Consider the following 2,051-nt stretch of genomic DNA (forward strand, 5'->3'; position numbering starts at 1 on the left):
ATTCAAATTTAAAGATGCTCTTAAAACTGCAGACGCAGTAATTACATTCAAACAGGCTATCAAAGCTATCGTAGACAATATGGCTACATTCGACCAACTAGATTACAGAGTAACATTCATGCCAAAACCATTCTTCGGAGTAAACGGAAGTGGTATGCACTGTCACCAATCAATATTCAAAGGCGACAAAAACCTATTCTCAGATCCTAACTCAGACACCGGTCTTTCAAAAGACGCTCTCCACTTCATGGGAGGATTATTGGCACACGCTCCGGCATTAACCGCAATCACCAACCCTATTGTCAACTCATACAAACGTTTGGTGCCAGGTTATGAGGCACCTGTGTACAGAGCATACGGTCTTAAAAACAGATCCGCATTAATCAGAGTTCCTGCAGCTCGTGGAAAAGCAACCCGTATTGAATACAGAGCACCTGACCCTGCATGTAACCCATACTTAGCATTCGCTGTAATGCTGGAAGCAGGTATCGACGGTATCCAAAACAAAATCGACCCTGGTGAACCTACAGAAATCAACATTTACGAATTGACCGAAGAGGAAAGGGAAGCTATGGGAATCAAAGTCTTGCCATCAAGTTTATGGGAAGCTTACCATGCACTTGAAGAGGACCCACTCATATTAGGAGCACTTGGAGACCACATCAGCCAAAAATTCCTAGAGCTCAAATATCAGGAATGGGACGAATACCGTGTTCAAGTATTCGGTTACGAACAAAGAAAATATTTAGATATCTAAATCTAAATATTATTTTTTTATTTTAAATTTGATTAAGTAGATTATGATTAAACATAAATGTTTGGAGCATTACGATGTCAGAATCTGAACATAGAATGATTGAGATTTTAAGAATCCTTAACGAGCAGGACAAGCCTACCGGTTCCAAGCTGATAGCTGACGAACTGAAAAACAAGGGCTTCAATTTGGGTGAGCGTGCCGTTCGATATCACATGCAGATCCTGGATGAGAAGGGATATACCGAAAGGATGGGATATTCAGGAAGGCGCATCACAAATCTTGGTCGTGAAAAGTTAGAGAAAGGATTGATTTATGATCAAGTTGATTTCATTTATTCGAAATTTGAAGAAATGATATATTTAACTGACTTCAAATATATTGCACAAGAAGGAAATGTAGTTGTAAATACCTCAACCATTTATAATGAAGAATCGATTGATATACTTAAAAGAACAATTGAAAGTGGTCTTTCTGTTAGCCCTTATGTTAATTTAAATAATGTTGGAAGCGATGGGAAAATTAACGTCACAACATTATGCGGAACAACAATTGATGGAGTGCTTCTCAATGAGGGAATTCCATCACAGCCGCAATATGGAGGGCTGCTGAAAATCGAAGATTCACAGCCGATCAAATTTACGGAAATCATCTCATACAAGAAAACATCAGTAACCCCTCTTGACGCATTTTCCACCCCCGGAGTCACATCAGTCATGGACGTATTGGACAACGGAGATGGAATCATACCTGCCAACTTCAGGCTAATACCTGGAATCGGAAGGCAAAAGGCAATAGACATCATCAATAACCTCAACAAGATTGGAATCGGTGGTGTAATAGGCGTCAGTGATGAAGGACAGGACATTTTAGGTCTGCCCGTTCCTGATGGAATGGTTGGAATTGCGATTGTAGGTGGAATCACACCTTTCTGTGCGATACAGGAAGCAAATCAGAATATTGACATAAAAATAGCTGAGGAAATCCAAGATTTTAAAACATTATCACCTATTACATCAAGAATAAATCATTGCTTAAAAGAAGTAAAACATGATACTCATCCTAAAATATCATTTTTGCTCTCAAAATCCTGGAACCTGATTCAGCAAGTCAATTTCGATGTTGAAAAAAGGAAAGGAAACATAATTTCCAACATATCCTACATTGACAAGGACGACGTTGACAATGCGTTGGCAATCATGGAGGAAACATATAACTCAAATCCGAAATACATCAACCCATACTATAAACTAGTCAATCATCCAACAGATGACGATAAAATGGGAATAGCTACAAT

General features: G+C 38.9%; 2 protein-coding genes. Both read left to right on the top strand.

The genetic code is table 11. The features are described from left to right. A partial coding sequence (locus tag QZU81_RS10875) for a glutamine synthetase family protein (RefSeq protein WP_295591799.1) occupies nucleotides 1–757 on the top strand: 757 nt, incomplete at its 5' end. A 74-nt stretch (nucleotides 758–831) separates the two neighbouring features. Then, a partial coding sequence (locus tag QZU81_RS10880; protein WP_295591801.1) for an NrpR regulatory domain-containing protein occupies nucleotides 832–2,051 on the top strand: 1,220 nt, incomplete at its 3' end.

It is taken from the genome of uncultured Methanobrevibacter sp., from assembly GCF_902770715.1.
Lineage (GTDB): Archaea > Methanobacteriota > Methanobacteria > Methanobacteriales > Methanobacteriaceae > Methanocatella.